Source organism: Limnobacter sp., from assembly GCF_036846585.1.
Classification (GTDB): domain Bacteria; phylum Pseudomonadota; class Gammaproteobacteria; order Burkholderiales; family Burkholderiaceae_B; genus Limnobacter.
Map to the genome: position 1 here is coordinate 17,343 of NZ_DAIUBR010000010.1, position 18,025 is coordinate 35,367.

At 54.4% G+C, this 18,025-nt stretch carries 16 protein-coding genes; 14 read left to right on the forward strand and 2 right to left on the reverse strand.

Features of this window, described 5'->3' with window-relative positions; genetic code table 11:
* The first annotated feature begins 8 nt into the window (after nt 1-8).
* The 9 genes from ftsW to lpxC all read left to right on the forward strand — a co-directional run bounded on the left by ftsW (nt 9) and on the right by lpxC (nt 9,693).
* The gene (gene ftsW / locus V7028_RS06485) at nt 9-1,229 is read left to right on the forward strand and encodes a putative lipid II flippase FtsW (protein WP_442918702.1); all 1,221 of its coding nucleotides are present in this window, start codon (nt 9-11) and stop codon (nt 1,227-1,229) included.
* On the forward strand, nt 1,226-2,299 hold the full coding sequence (gene murG / locus V7028_RS06490) for an undecaprenyldiphospho-muramoylpentapeptide beta-N-acetylglucosaminyltransferase (RefSeq protein WP_334119276.1): 1,074 nt from the start codon (nt 1,226-1,228) through the stop codon (nt 2,297-2,299). The genes ftsW and murG overlap by 4 nt, the downstream gene beginning before the upstream one ends.
* Nucleotides 2,296-3,696, forward strand: coding sequence for a UDP-N-acetylmuramate--L-alanine ligase (gene murC / locus V7028_RS06495; protein ID WP_334119277.1), 1,401 nt, complete (start codon nt 2,296-2,298; stop codon nt 3,694-3,696). The genes murG and murC overlap by 4 nt, the downstream gene beginning before the upstream one ends.
* Entirely contained in the window at nt 3,693-4,664 is a 972-nt protein-coding gene (locus V7028_RS06500; protein ID WP_334119278.1) for a D-alanine--D-alanine ligase, read from the forward strand. The genes murC and V7028_RS06500 overlap by 4 nt, the downstream gene beginning before the upstream one ends.
* Nucleotides 4,665-5,444 (forward strand): cell division protein FtsQ/DivIB, encoded by a 780-nt coding sequence (locus tag V7028_RS06505; RefSeq protein ID WP_334119279.1) that lies wholly within the window; start codon nt 4,665-4,667, stop codon nt 5,442-5,444.
* 25 nt (nt 5,445-5,469) lie between these two features.
* Nucleotides 5,470-6,702 carry a cell division protein FtsA gene (ftsA, locus tag V7028_RS06510; RefSeq protein ID WP_305562560.1) on the forward strand — a complete coding sequence of 411 codons (1,233 nt, stop codon included), beginning with the start codon at nt 5,470-5,472 and terminating at the stop codon, nt 6,700-6,702.
* A gap of 63 nt (nt 6,703-6,765) precedes the next feature.
* Nucleotides 6,766-7,935 (forward strand): cell division protein FtsZ, encoded by a 1,170-nt coding sequence (gene ftsZ, locus V7028_RS06515; RefSeq protein ID WP_305562562.1) that lies wholly within the window; start codon nt 6,766-6,768, stop codon nt 7,933-7,935.
* Nucleotides 7,936-8,122: 187 nt separating this feature from the next.
* Nucleotides 8,123-8,626, forward strand: coding sequence for a peroxiredoxin (locus V7028_RS06520; protein WP_334119280.1), 504 nt, complete (start codon nt 8,123-8,125; stop codon nt 8,624-8,626).
* Between the two features lie 146 nt (nt 8,627-8,772).
* Nucleotides 8,773-9,693, forward strand: a complete 921-nt coding sequence (gene lpxC / locus V7028_RS06525) for a UDP-3-O-acyl-N-acetylglucosamine deacetylase (RefSeq protein ID WP_334119281.1) — start codon at nt 8,773-8,775, stop codon at nt 9,691-9,693.
* A gap of 55 nt (nt 9,694-9,748) precedes the next feature.
* Here the strand turns inward: lpxC and V7028_RS06530 are convergent, their stop codons facing one another.
* Nucleotides 9,749-9,940 carry a hypothetical protein gene (locus V7028_RS06530; RefSeq protein WP_334119282.1) on the reverse strand — a complete coding sequence of 64 codons (192 nt, stop codon included), beginning with the start codon at nt 9,938-9,940 and terminating at the stop codon, nt 9,749-9,751.
* A gap of 329 nt (nt 9,941-10,269) precedes the next feature.
* Between V7028_RS06530 and V7028_RS06535 the strand changes: the two genes are divergently transcribed.
* The 5 genes from V7028_RS06535 (at nt 10,270) to V7028_RS06555 (ending at nt 17,233) form a co-directional block, all read left to right on the forward strand.
* On the forward strand, nt 10,270-11,247 hold the full coding sequence (locus V7028_RS06535; protein ID WP_334119283.1) for a M23 family metallopeptidase: 978 nt from the start codon (nt 10,270-10,272) through the stop codon (nt 11,245-11,247).
* A gap of 101 nt (nt 11,248-11,348) precedes the next feature.
* Entirely contained in the window at nt 11,349-14,111 is a 2,763-nt protein-coding gene (secA, locus tag V7028_RS06540; protein WP_334119284.1) for a preprotein translocase subunit SecA, read from the forward strand.
* Nucleotides 14,112-14,147: 36 nt separating this feature from the next.
* Nucleotides 14,148-15,377 carry a bifunctional glutamate N-acetyltransferase/amino-acid acetyltransferase ArgJ gene (gene argJ / locus V7028_RS06545; protein WP_334119285.1) on the forward strand — a complete coding sequence of 410 codons (1,230 nt, stop codon included), beginning with the start codon at nt 14,148-14,150 and terminating at the stop codon, nt 15,375-15,377.
* A gap of 18 nt (nt 15,378-15,395) precedes the next feature.
* A complete protein-coding gene (locus tag V7028_RS06550; protein WP_334119286.1) occupies nt 15,396-16,262 on the forward strand; it encodes an ATP-binding protein in 867 nt (288 codons plus the stop codon).
* 11 nt (nt 16,263-16,273) lie between these two features.
* Nucleotides 16,274-17,233 carry a Nudix family hydrolase gene (locus V7028_RS06555; protein WP_334119287.1) on the forward strand — a complete coding sequence of 320 codons (960 nt, stop codon included), beginning with the start codon at nt 16,274-16,276 and terminating at the stop codon, nt 17,231-17,233.
* Between the two features lie 9 nt (nt 17,234-17,242).
* Here the strand turns inward: V7028_RS06555 and zapD are convergent, their stop codons facing one another.
* On the reverse strand, nt 17,243-18,004 hold the full coding sequence (gene zapD / locus V7028_RS06560) for a cell division protein ZapD (RefSeq protein ID WP_442918703.1): 762 nt from the start codon (nt 18,002-18,004) through the stop codon (nt 17,243-17,245).
* Between the last annotated feature and the right edge of the window lie 21 nt (nt 18,005-18,025).

An 18,025-nucleotide genomic window follows, 5' to 3' on the forward strand; every position in this document is an offset into this window, starting at 1 on the left:
AGAGCAACATGCAGTTCAAAAGTCTGATTCCAGCGACATCGGCGGGCAGTGGTTTGTCGTCGTCCATGTATAGCGTAAAACGCACCAGCACGGTGGCGCAATCCATTGATCAGGGTTTTATCTGGGCTGTGCTGGCCTTGTTGTTTCTGGGCTTGGTCATGGTGTATTCCGCCACGGTGGCCTTGCCGGATTCAGTCAAATACGCCAACTACCAAACCACCCACTTTTTGGTGCGCCATGCCGTGTCTATTGTTGTGGCATTTGCGGCAGCGTTCTGTGTGTTCCAGATTCCCATGAAAACATGGCAGGAACTGGCACCCCTTGTGTTTATTTGCTGTATCGCATTGTTGATTCTTGTGTTGATTCCCGGCATAGGCAAAGAAGTCAACGGTGCGCGTCGCTGGCTTTCGCTGTATGTGTTGAACATTCAACCGTCTGAGTTGATGAAGATGTGCGCGATTATTTACGCTGCCGACTACACCGTGCGCAAGCAAGCCTACATGCAGCGTTTTGGCAAGGTGTTGTTCCCAATGTTCATGGCCATGTTTTTGGTGGGCATGTTGTTGCTGCTTGAACCTGACATGGGTGCATTCATCGTGATCGTCACGGTTGTGTTCGGCATCCTGTTTTTGGGTGGCATCAACGCACGCGTGTTCTTTGGCGTGTTGTTTGCACTGAGCGCCGCATTTGCCCTGTTGATTGCGTTCAGTGATTACCGCAGGGCTCGTTTGCTTGCCTACCTTGATCCTTGGGAAGGCGACAACGCCTTGAACAAGGCTTATCAGCTTTCGCATTCGCTGATTGCATTTGGTCGGGGCGAGGTGCTGGGCGTTGGTTTGGGTGGCAGCGTGGAAAAGCTGCATTACCTGCCGGAAGCACACACCGACTTTTTACTGGCCGTTATTGGCGAAGAGCTTGGCTTTGTGGGAATCACTGTTGTGATCCTGTTGTTTGCATTCATTGTGAAGCGATGCTTTGCTGTGGGTTCGCAAGCGATTGCGCTGGAACGAACCTTTTCTGGTCTGGTGGCCAAGGGTGTGGGCATCTGGATTGCGGTGCAGTGTTTCATCAATATGGGTGTGAATCTGGGCGTGCTTCCCACCAAAGGCTTGACCCTGCCCTTGATGAGCTATGGAGGCTCCGCAATTTTGGTGACCTGTGCAGCGCTGGCCCTGGTGGTGCGAATTGATTTTGAAAACAGAACCATGATGCGTGGAGGTGCTGCATGAGCAACGCCCAGCGACTCGCATTGATTGTTGCCGGAGGAACTGGTGGCCATATTTTCCCGGGGCTGAGTGTGGCTTCCGAACTGAAAGCGCGTGGTTGGCAAGTGCAGTGGGCTGGCAACCCTGAAGCGATGGAAGGTCGCCTGGTGCCAGCCAATGGCATTGAGTTGAACACCTTGGTGTTCTCCGGGTTTCGCGGAAAAGGCTTGTTGCAACAAGTGTTCATGCCCATCAAGTTGCTGCGCGCGTTCTGGACATCCATTCAGATTCTTCGCCGCAGCAAACCGGCAGTGGTACTGGGCATGGGCGGTTATGTGGCTTTTCCTTTGGGCATGATGGCAAGCCTGCTGAACATCCCATTGGTGGTGCATGAACAGAACTCGATCGCCGGGTTGACAAACAAGGTGCTGGCGAAGCTGGCCAACAGAAACCTGGTTGCGTTTCCGTATGCCTTGCCGAATTCAAGTTGGGTGGGCAATCCGGTTCGGGAAATGATTTACAGCCAGGCAGAACCCGCTGATCGTTTTGTTGGCAGAACAGGGCCATTGAAGTTACTGGTGCTGGGCGGAAGCCTGGGGGCACAGGCGTTGAACGATGTAGTGCCCAAGGCGCTGAGCCAACTGGATAAGGCGCAGCGCCCCGAGGTGGTTCATCAAGCCGGCGAGAAAAATTTGCCGGTGTTGCGCGACAACTACGAGAAAGCGGGTGTGCATGCCCAGCAAGTGGCGTTTATTGATGATGTGGCCGGCGCGATGGCGCAAGCCGATCTGGTGATTTGCCGGGCAGGGGCGATGACTGTGGCTGAAGTGGCAGCCATTGGTGTGGCGGCGCTGTTTGTGCCGTTTCCCCATGCAGTAGATGACCACCAAACCCACAACGCGGAATTTTTGGTCAAGGAAAACGCAGCCTGGTTGCGTCAGCAAAACGAACTGGATGTTGCATGGCTGGCCAATTGGCTGCAAAACATGAACAGGGATGCCTGCCTGGCACAAGCGGTGCGTGCAAGGGCGTTGGCCAAACCACAAGCCACGCAGGAAGTGGCGGATCACATTGAACAGGTTGCGAAGGCATGAAACACAAAGTCAAACACGTGCACTTTGTTGGTATCGGTGGTTCCGGCATGAGCGGAATCGCCGAGGTATTGATCAACCTGGGGTACAAGGTCAGCGGGTCTGATCTGTCCGATTCCGCGGTAACCCAACGTTTGGCCAAATTGGGGGCCACGGTATTCACAGGGCATGAACGTTCAAACATTGCAGGTGCCGATGCGGTGGTTACGTCTACTGCAGTTGGCGGCAGCAACCCCGAGGTGCTGGCTGCGCGCACGGCCAGGGTGCCAGTAGTACCACGTGCGGTCATGCTGGCTGAGCTCATGCGTTTGAAGCAGGGCATCGCAGTGGCTGGCACGCATGGCAAAACCACCACCACCAGTTTAGTCGCCAGCATTTTGGCAGAAGGCAAGCTTGACCCCACGTTTGTGATCGGTGGTCGCCTGAATTCTGCTGGGGCCAATGCCAAGCTGGGCACAGGCGAATTCATGGTCGTTGAGGCCGATGAATCGGACGCCTCGTTTTTGAACCTGATGCCAGTGATCGCCGTGATCACGAACATTGATGCCGACCACATGGAAACCTACGGCCATGATTTCGCACGATTGAAGCAGGCCTTTGTCGAGTTCACGCAGCGCCTGCCTTTTTATGGCGTTGCTGCGGTGTGTGTAGACGATCCCTGCGTGCGTGAAATCATGCCGTTTGTTTCCAAGACCATTGTTACTTACGGATTGTCGGAACAAGCGCAAATTCGCGCCGTGAATGTTCAGGCGTGCCAAGGGCAAATGAAGTTCACCGTGCTGCGTGAAGATGAAGCACCGCTGGACATCACCCTGAATCTGCCCGGCGACCACAACGTGCGCAATTCATTGGCCGCCATCGCGGTGGCCACTGAACTTGGCGTGGCAGACGATGCAATTGTCAAGGCACTTGAGAAATTCCATGGTGTGGGCCGCCGCTTTCAGCATTACGGCGAAGTGGCCGCCAAAGAGGGAGGCCACTTTCTGGTGGTCGATGACTATGGTCATCACCCTGTTGAAATGGCTGCTACACTCGCGGCCGCGCGGGGCGCATACCCCGACAAACGGTTGGTGTTGGCCTTTCAGCCGCACCGCTACACCCGCACCCGCGATTGTTTCGAAGATTTTGTGAAAGTGCTGGGCACGCCCGACCTGGTGATTTTGTCCGAAGTGTATTCCGCTGGCGAAGCACCCATTGTTGCCGCAGATGGAAGATCACTGGCCCGTGCCGTGCGCGTGGCCGGGCGCACCGAACCTGTTTTTGTAGAAGACATGAACGAGATGGAAAGTACGATTTTGAACATCGCCCGCGACGGCGATTTGGTGATTACCATGGGTGCCGGCTCGATAGGCGCTTTACCCGGCCGTTTGGTTGCAAGTGCGCAAGGAGCACAGCCATGAACGCTCGCATTGATCCAAAAAGTCTGGGCAAAGTGGTGGTGCTGTTTGGTGGGCGTTCTGCCGAACGCGAGGTGTCATTGAAATCGGGCAGCATGGTGCTGGCCGCATTGAAGCGCAATGGTGTGGATGCACATGGCTTTGACCCCGCTGAACGCAGCATGGTTGAACTGGCGCAGGGTGGCTTTGACCGCGCCGTGATTTCCCTGCACGGCCGCTTCGGTGAAGACGGCACCATTCAGGGTGTGTTGGAGTGGTTGGATATTCCCTACACCGGCAGCGGTGTAACGGCATCGGCCTTGGCCATGGACAAAATTTTGACCAAAGCTGCGTGGATAAGCCAGGGGTTGGCCACACCCGACTATGTTCGCCTTGAGCCTGGCTTCAATGTGAATGAGGTGGTGCAGCGTTTGGGTTTGCCCCTGATTGTGAAACCCGCGCAGGAAGGATCGACCTTGGGTTTGACCAAAGTAAAAACTGCAGACCAACTGCAAGGCGCTTTTGACCTGGCTTACAAGTACGACCCCAATGTATTGGCGGAAAAGTTTGTCAGCGGGCAGGAACTAACGGTGCCGGTGATGGGCGAGGGCGCTGGCGCACATGCGCTGCCAGTGATCCGCATTCAGGCACCCGATGGCAACTACGATTACCACAACAAATACATTGGCAACGAAACCAAATACTTCTGCCCAAGCGGTCTGGACGCCGCCTTTGAAGCAGAAGTGCAGGCGCTGTGTGTAAAGGCTTACCAAGTGCTGGGTTGCGCAGGCTGGGGGCGTGCCGATGTGTTGGTGGATGAAGGCGGCAAACCTTGGCTACTGGAAATGAATACATCGCCGGGCATGACCGACCATTCGTTGGTGCCCATGAGTGCGCGAGCAAGTGGCGTGGAATACGACGACCTGGTGATGCAGATTGCCGCCAGTGCACGTTTAAAAGCATCGGGTTTGAATGTGGAGGGCACACGCTAAATGTTGGGCGCCATCTGGAACGACGACAAGTTGATGAGCATTATTGCCGGGCTGTTCTCAGCGCTGGCTTTGGTGCTGTTGGGCTATGCGTGCGTGCAGTGGCTGATCCAGCGCCCGGTGTTTGAGCTCAAGCGTGTTGAGTTGGTGGGTGATGTTGATCGCGTGAATTTGATCGGTTTCAAAGCCAATGTGTTGCCAAAGATTGAAGGCACATTTTTTTCTGCCGATTTGCAGCGGGTGCGTGAACAGGTCGAGGCGCAGCCCTGGGTTCGCAAGGCGGTGGTGCAGCGCACCTGGCCCAGCGGCTTGAAAATCAATATTCAAGGGCACACACCCTTGGCCTTGTGGGGTGACACACGCTTGGTAAACACCTTCGGTGAAGTGTTTTCCGCCAACCTGGCCGAAGTGGCAGAAGACCAGCAGCTGGCGGTGCTGAGTGGACCGGCTGGCAGTGAATTGCTGGTGTCGAAAATGTATGTGTCGAGCATCGAGAAATTGAAAACACTGGGCATGTGGCCTTCACGTGTGAAGCTGTCTGATCGATACGCCTGGTCAATTGAAACGGACACCGGTATCACGATTGAGCTGGGTCGGGAACAAGAGAATTTCAGCATTGAACAAAAGATGGATCGACTGCTGGCGGTTTATCCAAAAATCACAAGCCAGGTGATGGCAGCAGTTCAACGAATTGATCTGCGCTATCCGCGGGGTGTGGCAGTAAAGGGCGAGCGTTTGGCGGTGTCAAAACCTGCCAGTGCTTCAAGCGTGAAATTGAACTGAATTTGAAATATTGAAACTGGGCACCATGAACAAAGAGCCGAAAGATTTGATTGTTGGGCTGGATATTGGCACTGCGAAAGTTGTGGCCATGGTCGCGGAGTTGCTGCCAGACGGCCGCTTCGAGGTCATTGGCGTGGCACAACATGAGTCGCGGGGATTGAAAAAAGGGGTGGTGGTCAACATTGAGTCCACCGTGCATTCCATCCAACAGGCTTTGGAAGAAGCCGAATTGATGGCCGATTGCAAAATCAAAACCGTGCTGACCGGCATTGCAGGCAGCCACATTCGCAGCTTCAATTCCTCGGGCATGGTGGCCATCAAGGAACGCGAAGTAACGCAGGCCGATGTGGCCCGCGTCATTGAAACAGCGAAGGCAGTGAACATTCCGACCGACCAGCAAATTCTGCATGTGTTGCCACAGGAATTCATTGTGGATGGCCAGGAAGATGTGCGCGAACCATTGGGAATGAGCGGTGTGCGTCTGGAAACCAGAGTACACATTGTGACCGGTGCAGTATCTGCTGCACAAAACATTGTGAAGTGTGTGCGCCGTTGTGGCCTTGAAGTACAAGACCTGATGTTGCAACCACTGGCCTCCAGTATGGCCGTGTTGACTGAAGATGAAAAAGAATTGGGAGTGGTTCTGATCGACATTGGCGGTGGTACCACCGACATTGCCGTGTTCACTGGAGGCGCAATTCGCCACACCGCGGTCATTCCAATTGCGGGTGATCAAATCACCAACGACATTGCCATGGCCTTGCGCACCCCCACCCCTGATGCAGAAGAAATCAAGATTCGCCATGGCGTGGCCAAACAAGTGCTGGCCGATCCACACGCAAAAATTGATGTGCCCGGGATTGGCGAACGCGATCCACGCACTTTGTCCAAACAGGCACTGGCGGCCGTTATTGAACCTCGCCTTGAAGAGTTGTTCCTGATGGTGCAGCAAGTGTTGCGTGAATCCGGTTACGAAGAATTGTTGTCGTCTGGCGTGGTGCTGACGGGCGGCACCAGTTTGATGCCGGGCATTGCAGAACTTGGCGAAGATATTTTCATGAAGCCTGTGCGCATCGGCGTGCCCGATTACACCGGTGGTTTGGCGGACATGGTTCGCACCCCCCGATTTGCCACTGCGATGGGCTTGCTGCACGAGGCACGTGCACAGCACTTGCGCGGTCGCCGGGTGGCTTCACAGGGCGGTGGTTTGAAGCAAACCATGCAGAAAATGAAAGAGTGGTTTTTGGGTAATTTTTAATTGTAGTTTTTAAATCAAGTTTTTTTCGGCGATGTAACTTTTTGCCAGATAGGAGGCAACACCATGTCATTTGAAATTCTCGAGACAGAAACCCAAGGGACTGTCATTAAAGTTGTAGGTGTAGGCGGCGCGGGCGGTAACGCGGTTGCTCACATGATTGCGCAAGGCGTGCAAAACGTTGAATTCATTTGCGCCAACACCGACGCACAGGCCTTGGCAAAAACCAAAGCGAACGTGCTCATTCAACTGGGTAAAACCGGCTTGGGCGCGGGTGCCAAACCTGAAGCAGGCCGTCAGGCTGCTGAAGAAGACCGTGACCGCATTCGCGACGCACTGCGTGGCGCGCATATGGTGTTCATTACTGCAGGCATGGGTGGCGGCACAGGCACAGGTGCTGCACCTGTGGTGGCTGAAGTGGCCCAGGAGCTTGGCATTCTGACCGTTGCCGTGGTAACCAAGCCTTTCGAATTTGAAGGCACCAAGCGTTGTAAGGCGGCTGAAGAAGGCCTGGAGAAACTGTCCAGCAAAGTAAATTCGCTGATCATCGTGTTGAACGAAAAGTTGCTGGAAGTGGTAGGCGACGATGCCACACAAGAAGACTGCTTCATTGCAGCCGATGATGTGTTGCACAACGCCTGTGCCGGTATTGCTGAAATCATCAATGTAGAAGGCAATGTGAACGTCGACTTCGAAGACGTGAAAACAATCATGTCGGAAGTGGGCAAAGCCATGATGGGCACAGCCACAGCCAACGGCCCCGAGCGCGCGCGCGAAGCGGCCGAGCAAGCGATCGCATCGCCGCTGCTGGAAGGTGTTGATTTGTCAGGTGCCCGCGGCGTGCTGGTCAACATCACTTCAAGCAAGAGCCTGAAGCTGAAGGAAACCAAGGAAGTGATGAACATTATCCGCGCTTACGCGGCCGAAGACGCCACCGTGATTTTCGGTACGGCCTACGACGAAACCATGGGCGACGACTTGCGGGTAACCGTGGTGGCCACAGGCTTGGGCCGCAAGGCCGCCAAACCCACCTTGGTGCAAGCTGAACAGTATCAACCCATGGCGCGCACCGGTACATTCGATGCAGTGGGCGGACAACACGGTGAAACGGACTATGCCATTCCAGCGGTATTCCGCAATCCACGCGACAACGCAGCGTCACGCGTTCAAGCATTGCAGGACAGTGGCATGGACCGGTTTGACATTCCCGCGTTTTTGCGTCGTCAAGCGGATTAATTGCTTCTGACATGAAGCAAGACACAAGCGACTCATCTTCCGAGAACGATTTCGGGGGCTGAGTGTCCTATCAACACCCTTGGCGGCTTGCGGGTGATGTTTGCAGTTTTGCCGAAGACTGTGAATTCGCGACCTGTCAGGGGCGCTTGTGTTGGTGTATTTTTAAGGTTTTATCGGAGAAGTGAAAATGACAATTCAGATTGGTGACAAGCTACCCAACGCAACCTTGTTCGAGTTTTTTCATGAGGAAACCGAAGGCTGTTCACTGGGCCCCAACAAGTTTGAGGTGGAAAAGGAACTGGCCGGCAAAACCGTTGCAATTCTGGCCCTGCCTGGCGCGTATACCCCGACCTGTTCCGCAAAACATGTGCCTGGTTTTATTGATCATTTCAATGAATTCAAAACCAAGGGCGTGGATGAAATCTGGTGTATTTCCGTGAACGATGCGTTTGTCATGGGCATGTGGGGCAAGTCCTTGGGTGCCGAAGGCAAGGTTCGCATGATGGCCGACGGCTCTGCCGAATTCACCAAGAAGATGGGTATGGAACTGGACCTGACTGCCCGAGGCATGGGCGTGCGTTCCAATCGCTATTCAATGCTGGTTAAAAACGGCATTGTGACGCAGTTGAATGTGGAAGCACCGGGCGTGTTTGAGAACAGCACGGCTGAGAAATTATTGTCCCAGATTTAAGAATTAACTGTAAAAGACGGGTAAATTTTGCAATTTTGCGACATTTTTACCCGTTTTTGACCCTTATTGGAGTTTGACCTCCACGAAAAATCTTGGGTTGAACAGTCCGGGTGGTTACACTTCGATGACAATTCAAGGAAAGTTGATTGAAACAGAGAACCCTAAAACAAGTGTTAAGCGCCACTGGCATTGGCTTGCATTCCGGCAAGCGAGTGACTATGACGCTTCGCCCTGCACCTCCTGACACCGGGATTGTGTTCAGGCGCGTCGATTTGCCTGAGCCGGTGGACTTCCCGGTAAACGCGTTGGCGATTGGTGACACGCGCATGGCCTCTACACTGGAGAAAGACGGTGCCAAGGTGTCCACCATTGAGCACTTGATGTCAGCACTGTGCGGTTTGGGCGTAGACAATGCCTACATCGATTTGACCGCCGTTGAAGTGCCCATCATGGACGGCAGCGCGATTTCTTTTGTGTTTTTGATCCAGCAGGCTGGTTTGGTTGAGCAGTCCGCCTTGAAGAAATTTATTCGCATCAAGAAAGCGATTGAGGTGCGCGAGGGTGAGGGTGTCAGCCTGAAGTACGCCAGCCTGAGACCTTTTGATGGCTTTCGCCTGAAGTTTGAAATTGATTTTGGGCACCCTGCCATCGACAAAACCGGGCAGATGGTGGAAATCGACTTTTCCCATACTTCCTTTACCCGCGACATCGCTCGGGCCCGTACCTTCGGTTTCACCCAAGACGTGGAGACCTTGCGCAATCTGGGTTTGGCTTTGGGGGGGAATCTGGACAATGCCATCGTGATGGATGAATACCGCATCCTCAATTCAGATGGCTTGCGTTATGACGATGAATTTGTAAAACACAAGGTGCTGGACGCGATTGGCGACCTGTACGTAATTGGCCACCCCATCATTGGGGAATATCAGGCCTACCGGTCAGGCCATGGCCTTAATAACCAGTTGATTCGGTCTTTAATCAATGATTCAACTGCGTACGAAATTGTTACTTTTGAAAGTGTCAGGGAAACGCCTACTGTATTTCGGGCCGATTGGGCGGTTGCGTAACAGTGCAATCGTAAAATAGTATTAAACCTGTAGCGATCCAGGGATTTGCTGGAATCTACTTGATTTGGTGATGTTTGTTCAAGGCTTGGGTGGCTTCTTTCAGGGGCGAATCCTCAAGCCGGTTTTCCAGGTCCAACCAGGCTTTTTTTGCTGCATCCGAGAAAACAGCCTTTTTGGGGCGACGCTCCAGTTGTTTTGAAATCAAGGGGTTGGTTTGTATTTGTAGCTGAATATCGTTTATATTCATGCCCGACCCCTGCAGATGTTGAATCAGGCTGGGTAAAGATTGCCTCAGGCGCGTCAGCGCCGCCGGGGTCGACACGAAAATTTTTAGTTTGTCTTTTTTGATTGGTCCCACGCTGAATGTGACGCCACGTAAGGATGGCCAGCTGTGGATGATCTTCTCCAGGCGGCGTGATTGCGCAGCTTGGGTGATCAAGGAGCTTGTTTGTGGTTCCTGCATCAAGCTAGCCAAGGGAGATAATGCGGAATGCTTGGGTTTCACCTTGTGTTCTCACTAAAACCCGTAAAAAAACGGGTGAATTCGGTTCGCTACGCGGATTGAGGAGGTTATACATGCAATTAATTCTTATGCGGGGCCCTTTTTCCCGCACCACTGTCTTAAGTATCAAGGCCAGCCACATCGCATTATTTGCTGCGTTACTGGTTCTGGTTGCTGCTTCATTCACCGCGACGGGTCTTTACCTGGCCGCGCGCTACGGTGAAGAAATTCCAGTCGTTCAGGATATTGTATACGCCAAGCAGTTGGCCAGACATCACAATGTCGCCGAAACCGGCAGCCCACTGGACGCCATGGCAATCCGTCTCGCGGAAATGCGTGCACAACTGGCCCGCCTGGATGCAGTCAGTGTGCGCTTGCTCAAGTCCAATGGAATGGACACAAAAGTGACCTTGACCGAGCAACTGGGGCAAGGTGGTTTGCAGCAAAAAGATGAAAAATCGTTGAATTTCAGGGAAGTCAAGAATGCGATTTTCTCGGTGTCTACCCAAATAGAGCGCCAGGCCGATGTGTTCAGCATTATTGACAGCGATTTACAAAGCGCACGGGTCAAGTTTCTCAGTATTCCCAATGAATCCCCACTGACGGACACGATTGCCGTCAGCAATTTCGGTATGCGGATTGATCCGTTCACCGGGCGTCGTTCTACGCACGAAGGCATCGATTTCATTGCCCCCAACGGAACCCCCATTTTGTCGGCAGCCGCTGGCGTGGTGATTGATTCAAAGTGGCACCCCGGTTATGGCAATATGGTGGAAATTGAGCACAACAACAAAACCACCACCCGCTACGCGCATGCATCCAAGCTGTTGGTAAAACCGGGTGACATTGTGCGTCTGGGTCAGAAAATTGCGCTGGTCGGCAGCACGGGCCGCTCCACAGGCCCACACCTTCACTTCGAGGTTCGTGTAAACGGCGTGCCCCAGAACCCCAACAAGTTTCTTGAAAAGAACGGACTTCCCCGGCCAGGCCCCTCAACTGTTGCGGCGCTGAACGGCTTATTCTCGGAAAGCGCTGCGCCCCCGCTGGACTAGGCTTCGCGTGCTAAACTTCTAGGCTGTTTTTGGAATCGACCGGACCCAAACCCCGGTCGATTGACTTTCAGGCCCCCAAAAGGGTCGAACCAGCCGACACTATGATCACAGACACTCTGAAAAAGCTTTTTGGCAGCCGCAATGACCGGCTGCTAAAGACCTATCGAAAAACCGTAAACCAGATCAACGCGCTTGAACCCAGCATTCAGGCATTGACTGATGACGCCTTGCGCGCCAAAACCGTTGAATTCAAAGAGCGCCTTGCCAAGGGTGAAGCGCTGGACGATCTGCTGCCCGAGGCCTTCGCCGTGGTCCGGGAGGTCAGTGTGCGGGTGTTTGGCATGCGTCACTTTGATGTGCAGCTGATCGGCGGCATGGCCCTGCACCAAGGCAAAATTTCGGAAATGCGAACCGGTGAGGGTAAAACCTTGGTGGCAACGTTGCCAGCCTACCTGAACGCGCTGGAAGGCAAAGGCGTTCATGTGATTACCGTGAACGATTACCTGGCTTCCCGGGATGCTGCCTGGATGGGCAAACTGTACGGTTTTCTGGGCTTGAGCGTGGGGTGTAACCTTTCGCGCATGCCGCATGACCAGAAGCAGGCGGCTTACGCTTCCGACATCACCTACGGCACCAACAACGAATTCGGCTTTGACTACCTGCGCGACAACATGGTTTACAGCGTGGGCGAGCGCGTTCAGCGCGGTCTGAATTACGCGATTGTTGACGAAGTGGATTCGATTTTGATTGACGAGGCACGTACGCCCTTGATCATTTCCGGACAGGCCGACGACCACACCGAGATGTATCGCAAGCTCGATGGCCTGCCCAAGCAACTGGTGCGGATGGAGCAAGAGCAAAAGCCCGGAGAAGAGGAAATTCCCGGTGACTTTTATGTGGACGAAAAAGGTCATCAAATCCAGATGAGCGAAGCCGGCCATGAAAAGGCCGAGCAGATTCTAAGCGACATGGGCTTGTTGCCGGAAGGTGCCAGCCTGTACGACGCAGCCAATATTTCCCTGATGCACCACGTGATGGCAGCCCTGCGCGCCCACAACCTGTTCCACAAAGACCAGCACTACGTCGTTCAAAACGGTGACGTGGTCATCGTGGACGAATTCACGGGCCGCCTGATGCCGGGTCGCCGCTGGTCCGATGGTCTGCATCAGGCCGTGGAGGCCAAGGAAGGCGTGCGTATTCAGGCCGAGAACCAAACGCTGGCCTCGATCACATTCCAGAACTATTTCCGCATGTACCGGAAGTTGTCTGGCATGACGGGTACTGCCGACACGGAGGCGTTCGAATTCCAGTCCATTTACGGTCTGGAGACAGTGCTGATCCCAACGCACCGCCCCATTCAGCGCAAAGACTCACAAGACAAAATCTACAAAAGCGCACGCGAGAAATACAACGCAATTCTTGAAGACATTCGTGACTGCTACGAACGCGGGCAGCCTGTGTTGGTGGGCACCACCTCCATCGAGAATTCCGAACTGATTGCCAGCTTTCTGGACAAGGAAAAGCTGCCGCACAATGTGCTCAACGCCAAGCAGCACGAACGCGAAGCAGAAATTGTGGCCCAGGCCGGGCGACCAAAGGCAATTACCATTGCCACCAATATGGCTGGTCGGGGTACCGACATTGTGTTGGGCGGCAACCTGGAACGTGAGCTGGCGGGCATTGAAAACGACGCCGAAATTGATGAAGCGGCCAAGCCTGCCTTGATCGAGAAAGCGCGCGCCGAATGGAAGTTGCGCAACGCAACCGTGCTGGCTGCGGGAGGTTTGCACATTATTGGTTGCGAGCGCCATGAAAGCAGACGCATCGATAACCAGCTGCGCGGTCGTGCGGGTCGCCAGGGCGATGCAGGTTCATCGCGCTTCTACCTGTCAATGGAAGACCAGTTGCTGCGCATTTTTGCGGGCGATCGCGTGCGCGCCATCATGGAGCGCCTGAAGCTGCCAGAGGGCGAGGCGATTGAAGCCGGCATTGTGTCCCGCTCAATCGAGTCAGCCCAACGCAAGGTGGAAGGCCGCAACTTCGACATTCGCAAGCAATTGCTGGAATACGACGATGTGTCTAATGAGCAGCGCAAAATCATCTATGCGCAGCGCAATGAAATTCTGGAATCTGCAGAAATTCGCGAAACCATTGGCAACCTGCGTCACGGTGCCTTGGAAGCGGTGTTCCGCGAGTACATTCCCGAAGAGTCTGTGGAAGAGCAATGGGACATGGAGGGGTTGGAAACAGTTCTGATGAACGAGTACCAACTGGAAGCTCCTTTGCGCAAATGGCTGGAAGAAGACGCCAAAAGCTCGGATGAAGACTTCCTGAAACGCATCCTTCAAATTGCAGACGAGATCTACAACGCCAAGGTGCAATTGGTGGGTGCGGATTCCTTTGCCAAGTTCGAGAAAACCCTGCTGCTGCAAAGCATCGACACCCATTGGCGTGAACACCTGGCTGCACTGGATTACCTGCGCCAAGGCATTCACTTGCGCGGTTATGCCCAGAAAAACCCCAAGCAGGAATACAAGCGCGAGGCGTTTGAATTGTTTGGTGCCTTGCTGAACAGGGTGCGCGACGAAGTGGCCAAGGTGCTGCTCACCGTGCGCGTTCAATCTGCCGAGCAGGTCGAGCAGGCCGAGCAGCAGTTGGAGCAACAAGCCTCGTCCCACTTGGACAAAGTTCAGTATCAGCACCCCGACGCCATGGGCAACGATGAAGCTTCGGCTGGCGCCGAACAGGACGCTGCCGCGCCTGCGAATGTGCCACGCCGGGTCAGTGAAAAAGTGGGCCGCAACGACCCTTGCCCGTGTGGTTCAGGCCGAAAGTACAAGCAGTGCCACGGAAAAATTTCCTGATTGTATTGAAATCAACGCGCCAAGGAGCCGACCGCCATGCCCGTGAATTTGAATGTACCTGCCGCTGAATCACTGTTCCCCGTTGCCGGGCTGGACATGGGTTATGCCATGGCCCAGATTCGCAAGCCCAACCGAAAAGATGTACTGGTGGTGCGTGTGGCAGAAGGCAGCAGCGTGGCTGGGGTGTTCACGAAAAACCGTTTTTGCGCAGCACCCGTGCAGGTGTGCCAGGCTCATTTGAAGGCGGGCAAGGGCATTCGTGCTTTGGTGGTGAACACGGGTTGCGCCAATGCGGGCACTGGCGAACGTGGTTTGGCCGATGCGCGCGCCACCACTGCAAAAGTGGCTGAATTGTTGGGCTTGCAGCCCGAGCAGGTGCTGGTGTTTTCAACGGGCGTTATTCTTGAAAACCTGCCCATGGATCGTCTGCTTTTGGGCATTGACCAAGCCGTGGCGGGTTTGTGCAAAGCCGATTGGTTGGATGCCGCCACCGCAATCATGACCACCGACACCCTGCCCAAGGCCAGCAGCCGCAAGCTGAAAGTGGGTGCTGGAGAAATTGCCATCACCGGGGTTTCCAAAGGTGCTGGCATGATTCGCCCCAATATGGCGACCATGCTGGGTTACCTGGCCACCGACGCTGCCATTGCCCAGCCCGTACTGGAAAAATGGACCACAGCCATAGCCGATGCCTCGTTTAACCGAATCACGATTGATGGCGATACATCGACCAACGACAGTTTTGTGGTCATTGCCACAGGCAAAAGCAATGCTGTGAACATTCAAACCGGCAACGAGCCCGAGGCTGCTGCCGTGTTCGACGCCTTGAAAGCGGAATCCATCAAGCTGGCGCAAGCGATTGTTCGCGACGGCGAGGGCGCCACCAAATTCATCACCCTGAAAGTAGAGCAAGCGGGCACCGAAGAAGAAGCGCTGAAAGTGGCCTACGCCATTGGCCATTCGCCTTTGGTGAAAACCGCTTTTTTTGCGTCTGACCCCAACCTGGGTCGTATTCTGGCGGCGGTGGGTTACGCAGGTATAGATGATCTGGATCAGACCAAAATTCAACTGTACCTGGGCGATGTGTACGTCGCACAAAACGGCGGCCGCCACCCGGATTACCGCGAAGAACAAGGTCAGGCCGTGATGAACGATGCCGAAATTACCGTGCGCGTTCAACTAGGCCGTGGCACTGCAAGCACCACGGTGTGGACCACCGATTTCTCGCACGAATACGTCACCATCAATGCGGACTACCGCAGCTAACGCACGGGCAATTCCTCAATGAGCACGCAGCACGATCAAAGCAAAGCAATTCTGGAGCAGCTTGGCCGCATTGCGCAGGCTCTTGAGCAGGGTGTCATGAAGGCGCCCACCAACTGGAATGCGTCCACGGCGTTTCGCTTGCATCACCGTGCAGGGCAGTTGCGCCTGGAGCCGGTAAAAACTGTCGAGTCTCTGGACGCGGCGGTGCTCAAGAACATTGGTCCCCAGCTTGAGAAGGTAGACCAGAACACTCACCAGTTTGTGAAAGGTTTGCCTGCCAACAATGTGTTGCTGACCGGTGCACGTGGCACGGGCAAATCCAGCCTTGTGCGTGCCATGTTGAGCCGTTATGCGCCACAGGGTTTGCGCCTGATCGAAGTGGATAAATCTGATTTACTGTTTTTGCAAGACGTGGTCGATTTGGTCAACGGTCGGCCTGAACGTTTCATTGTGTTCTGCGATGACCTGTCATTCGAGGAAGGCGAGCCCGGTTACAAAGCGCTGAAAAGCGTACTCGATGGTTCAATTGCTGGAACGTCGGACAATGTACTGATTTACGCCACATCCAATCGCCGCCACTTGCTGCCGCAAATGATGAAAGACAACCTTCAAACCCAGCACATGGACAACGGCGAAATTCGTCCGGCCGAGGGCATTGAAGAAAAAGTGTCCCTGTCCGACCGCTTTGGTGTGTGGGTGTCCTTTCACGCATTCAATCAGGACGAATACCTGGCTGCCGTGCAGGTGTGGCTGGAGCATTTCAACATGCCTTACAACGACGAGGCGCGCCACATTGCTTTGCGCTGGACCATTGAGCGGGGCAGCCGAAGTGGCCGCTTGGCTTACCAGTTTGCCAAGCACTGGGCTGGCTCCAAACACTTGTGAATGATGGGTCTGTGAGCGCCAGCTTGAAACCCCGAATTGATGTGGCGGTTGCCGTGGTGTTCAACCCCGCGGGGCAGGTGCTGTGGGGCTGTCGCCCCGAGGGAAAGCCCTATGCTGGTTACTGGGAATTTCCAGGCGGCAAGGTGGAACCCGATGAAACGGTGTGGCAGGCACTGGTTCGCGAACTGAAAGAAGAGCTGGACATTACCGCCACCGAAGGTGGTCCCTGGTTCCGTATTGAGCACGACTACGAGCATGCCAATGTGCGCTTGCACTTGTACCGTGTGTGGGCCTTTGAAGGCATACCCAAGCCGCTGGAGCAGCAGGCTTTCACCTGGGCAAGCCTGGGCAGTTCAGACCTTTCCCCGATCTTGCCTGCCACCGAGCCCCTGTTGCCCAAACTTGCTCAGCCCGCTTTGATGGCCCTGAGCAACTACGAAACGGGTTTCGATGCATGCGCCGATCGTCTGGAGCAAGCCTTGAGACGCATCGAGTCCCGGATATATGTTCAGTTTCGGGAGAAAAACCTGAAAGGCGAGACTTTGCTTCGCGCATTTGAGCATTGCTATGCCTTGTGCCAGGAGACCGGGCAAACCATGTTGCTGAATTCATCGACATGGTTGAATTTGCAGGGCCATCTGGAGGAGCTTCCATGCCCTCTGCATTTGACTGAGGCGCATTTGTTGTCCGGTCAGTTCAAGGAATTGTTGTGTGTTGGTGCTTCCATTCACAGCGCAAGCAGTTTGGCGGTGGCGTTTGAACGTGGGCTTGATTACGCGGTGTTGGGCGCGGTCAAGGACACCGCTTCACATCCGGGGCATGCTGCAATGGGTTGGGAAAGGTTTCAGGGCATGGCGCTGCAAGCACGTTTGCCGGTGTATGCCATCGGTGGGTTGGGCTGTGATGACCTTCGGGAAGCCCGGTTGCATGGGGCACATGGTGTGGCCATGCTGAGCCGGTTCAAGGCATGAAACCTGTTTTTACAGATTACAAAGCCTGATTTTGAATTCAATGGGTTCGAGGTACGGATTGTTTTTGCTCACCCCGTTGGCATTGGGAATATTGAAGCGAATCCACAGCATGTATTTGTTGGCACTGAACTCCGGCACCACTTCCAGGTCGCTTTGCAAATCAACCCGAAGCAGCTGAAATGTTTTGCCGCTCATTTGTTGGGTGTAGTTGCCCTGTTCGGCTGTAACCCTGCTCATCTCGCCGCTGTGGCGCAAAATTTTCAAAACCAGTCCAATTGCTTTGGCCAATGGGCGCATGGGTTCGAACCACGTCTCAATGTCTGCCCGGCGCGCTTGCGGGGGACGTGACTGCCACCGGTGATAACCGGGCAAATCAAATTCACACACGCCGCCGGGAATGGTGCAACGGCTGCGAATAATCATCAGGAATTCATTGTCGCGCAGGTGATAGCCCAAGCGCCCGCTACACTGATTCAGTTGCGTGGCGGTGGAATCAATGCTGGCCAGTGTTTCTTCCAGCATGTTGCGGTCTACGCCGGGGTGTCCGCGAAACTGGACCAGTGAGGCGCGTTGCCTGTCCAGTTCTTGAAGAAGATCGCTTTTCAGGTCGGCGCGCGACCCCACTTCGATAATTTCAAACAAGGTGAGCAATGCTGTGTGATGGTCCAGCCGATGATCTTGTGACGTGAAAAAGCCGAACTTGGCGAACAAGTCCTCGAGGCGCAACAGCGTACGAATTCTCTCGTTGAGTGGAAACTCGTAAGTGGTGATTTGAGTGACCTGACTGGTGGT